4 protein-coding genes and 1 tRNA gene are annotated in these 3,276 nt (G+C 59.1%); 2 read left to right on the top strand and 3 right to left on the bottom strand.

Going from position 1 to position 3,276, the window contains the following annotated elements; all coding sequences use genetic code 11:
* Positions 1–242: DUF3732 domain-containing protein (locus VGK48_11800; protein ID HEY2381852.1), on the top strand; the 242-nt coding region annotated here is incomplete at its 5' end.
* 344 nt (positions 243–586) lie between these two features.
* On the opposite strand, the gene VGK48_11795 is transcribed toward VGK48_11800, so the two are convergent.
* Positions 587–673, bottom strand: a tRNA-Leu gene (locus VGK48_11795).
* Between the two features lie 66 nt (positions 674–739).
* Between VGK48_11795 and VGK48_11790 the strand changes: the two genes are divergently transcribed.
* Positions 740–1,192, top strand: coding sequence for a hypothetical protein (locus VGK48_11790; protein HEY2381851.1), 453 nt, complete (start codon positions 740–742; stop codon positions 1,190–1,192).
* Positions 1,193–1,278: 86 nt separating this feature from the next.
* On the opposite strand, the gene VGK48_11785 is transcribed toward VGK48_11790, so the two are convergent.
* Together VGK48_11785 and VGK48_11780 are read right to left on the bottom strand one after the other, a co-directional pair.
* Complete coding sequence (locus VGK48_11785) at positions 1,279–2,760, bottom strand: radical SAM protein (protein HEY2381850.1); 1,482 nt, start codon at positions 2,758–2,760, stop codon at positions 1,279–1,281.
* A 118-nt stretch (positions 2,761–2,878) separates the two neighbouring features.
* A partial coding sequence (locus VGK48_11780) for a hypothetical protein (protein ID HEY2381849.1) occupies positions 2,879–3,276 on the bottom strand: 398 nt, incomplete at its 5' end.

The following is a 3,276-nucleotide window of genomic DNA, read 5'->3' as shown; positions in this document are numbered from 1 at the left end:
CGTTCTACCCGCCGGACAAGATGCCCGGCGTCGTGACAACCCGCTCCGATGCCGAGCGTGTTGAACTTCGACGGTATTTCGATTTCCTATTTGACGAGGTGAGGGTGCAACAGGATTTCCAGGTGATCGTCCTCGAGCATGCGTATTTCGCGGACGACAAGAGATTCATCCGCGCGGTGGGCAATCGGTACTTGGAAGCCGAGAAACTCATTCCTGCGGATTGGCCCATACGCCCTGCATAGACCGCTCTCATCCGGAAGTTGGCACGAAATGCAGCGATCAGCTAGCCAGCCGACTTGACGAGACCATGCTCTAGCCCCTTATTTGACGGTGCGGACAATCGATTCATGTAGATTAGAAGTGATAAAATGCGCTTGGCTCCGGCAATCACTTAGCCCTATAACCTATTATCCGGAACATTTGAGAAAAGGACCTCTCATACCTGTTCCTCGTTGGTGAACCTGACGGCACATTCGCCCGGCGAGAAATTTCGACACAACGGAAATCGTAACGCTTGAATTTTTGTTTACTCAAACCAGCGGCAGGGGGTCGACAATTTTTCCCCGTAGGTATAACCCCCTCGGTTTGGTGCGGATGATAGGACTTGAACCTACACTCCCTCGCGGGAACTGGAACCTAAATCCAGCGCGTCTGCCAATTTCGCCACATCCGCAGCGGGTGGGCCGGATACATTCGAATTATAGCCCACGCCTCCGGAATTTGTTCTAAGCTCGACAACATGGCTTCCGTCTTCCAAAAACTCAATTTGAAAGACCAGAAGGAGATTCTGGTCGTCAATGCGCCGCGGAGTTTTGAGAGCGAATTGGCAGGCCTGCGAGGCGTCGCGGTCCGCCGGTCTGTGAAAGACGTCAAGCCGATTGAATTCTCTCTGGCGTTCGTCATCAAACAGAGCGAGGTCGATTCGCTCGGCAAAAGCATCGCGAAGAAAGCCGAAGGCGATGCCGTGATCTGGTTCGCCTACCCGAAGGGCAGCTCGAAGAAGTACAAGTGCGAGTTCAATCGCGATACGGGCTGGGAGACGATCGGCAAACTCGGGTTGGAGCCGGTGCGCATGGTGGCGATCGACGAAGACTGGTCGGCCGTCCGCTTTCGCCGCGTGGAATTCATCAAGACGCTTACCCGCGGACGCGCCGTGAGCCCGCAGGCCCAGGCGCGGCTGGCGAAGAAGTAACCGGGACGGCAATCGCAATCGCGCAGTTCCGGCGGCCTTCGACTGCATTTGAGCCATCAGCCCGGATGAGTGCCGGGCCGGTCACGCTAGACACCCGCGGTGACAAAATTGGGCTGCGGCCGATTCGTCCCTTCGTTTTCAGCCAGCCGCTCTCGATAGCGGATGTGCCGCATCCGAGTGATTTCCACGAGCGGCCGCCATACGGCATGAACCAGATGGTATTGAATCAGGAAGCGCCAAAAACGGTTGGACCGCTTGTACAGGTAGGACATCGCCAGATACGGAGCGACGGCGGACCAGGCAGCCGGCCGGCGCCGCCAGATCGAAGCATTTGAGAACAATCGCTCATACATCCAGGCATAGCCGTTTTCCAGTTCTTCCGGCGTCATGTGCTTCGGACGAAATACCGCGTGCGCCGTGTCGTAAAACGCCCAGTTGCGATGCAGCAAGCGGCGCTCCCCTTCCATTTGGAAGAACAGAGGAGTGGCCGGATACGGCGTCAGAATGTGAAACGTCGCGCATTCGAGACGGTTCTCCTCGATCCATCCGGCCGTTCGCGCGAAAACGTCTTTCCGGTCGTGATCGAACCCCAGCACAAATGAACCGTTCACCTGGATGCCGTTATCGTGCAACATGCGGACCCGGCGCGCGTAGTCGCTGGTCTTCGGCGTTTTCTTCCGCGCATCGGCGAGATTCTCGTCCGTGAGCGACTCAAATCCCACAAAGACTCCCGTACAGCCCGAGATCGCCATCTTCCGGACCAAAGCCGGATCGTCCGTAACGTCGATGGACACCGCGGCGCTCCAGATCTTTTGCAACGGCCGCAGCGCGTCACACAACTGCGCCAGGTAGGCTCGATTGGATCCCAGGTTGTTATCGATGAAGACAGCGTACGGTTGGCTGTCCGCCTCGAACTCGGCGGCCACCTGCCCGACATCCCGCATGCGGTAGGGCATCCGCAGACCGTCGGTCGCGAGGTAGCAAAATCCGCACCGGTTGTGACAGCCTCGCGTGGCAATCAGGCTGGTGGTGGTGAGAAAGCTGTTCCGCGGCAGAATCGAGCGCCGGGGCGCGGGATCGCGGCGATAGTCGCTCTCATAAGTTGCCGTGTATTTCGGGTGAAGGCAGCCCGATTCCGCATCCTCGAGAATTCGCGGCCACAGTTGCACACCATCGCCGATGGCTAGCGCATCTGCATGGGGCGCACACTCTTCCGGACAGGACAGCACGTGCAGGCCGCCCAGCACGACCTTGCTCCCGCGGTCGCGATACCACCGCGCCAACTCGAACGCCCGATTCGCGAACGTCAGGTGGACCGTAATCCCTACGACCTCCGGCATGGGCGACGCGGGTGGGCGTCCGTCCAGCAGATTTTCATCCCAATAGCGAACGTCCCAGTGTGCGGGTGTTGTCGCCGCAAAGCTGGTTAACGCCAGAGTGGGCGTCAGCACATGCTTGCCGAAGCTCGCGTTGGCATCCTTCGGGTAGAAGGGGTTGATCAGGAGCGCATACCGCGGCTGGATCGGTTCGGCGCAAACCAAATGATCCAGAAACGGAGGGCGTGTCATCTCAGCGGGGAGCCAGCGGGCCTTGCCAGGCCGCAGAAGCGGGTTTCTCAGTTCATCAAGTACTTTATATTTAAAAGTACTTGTTGTCAACTGGCAGGATGCTCCAGTCGGGCCGCCGTTAGTGCAGATGGCCTACGTTGAGCGTGATGCCGAAGATCATCTGATGATCGGTCGCGTTTCCATTGACGCCGAAATGTTGTCCGCCGAGGTCGAATGCCAGCCGGTCCGTCATCTGGTATTCCACCCCTTCGAATAGCGAGACGATGCGCTCCTGCCCGGTCGATCGCTCCCACAGGGCGTTGACGTGCGGACTGAATTTGCCCAGCAGCCCGGAAGCCGCCAGCCGGCGTCCATATCCGCAGCCGATGTCCCAGGTGCCGGCTGGATTCGATGGCGAACCGTGCGTCGCCGCTGACCAGCCGGCCGTCGCGCCGATGCTGTTGCGGCCCGTGTCGTAGCGCGCGATCGCCACGCCGCCAAACCGGCCGCCTTCGTCGCCGCGAAGAAAAAACACCG

It is taken from the genome of Terriglobia bacterium, from assembly GCA_036496425.1.
In the GTDB taxonomy this organism is placed as follows: Bacteria; Acidobacteriota; Terriglobia; order 20CM-2-55-15; family 20CM-2-55-15; genus 20CM-2-55-15.
Note: the sequence above shows the minus strand (reverse complement) of the source record. Positions and strands in the feature narration are given on the sequence as shown.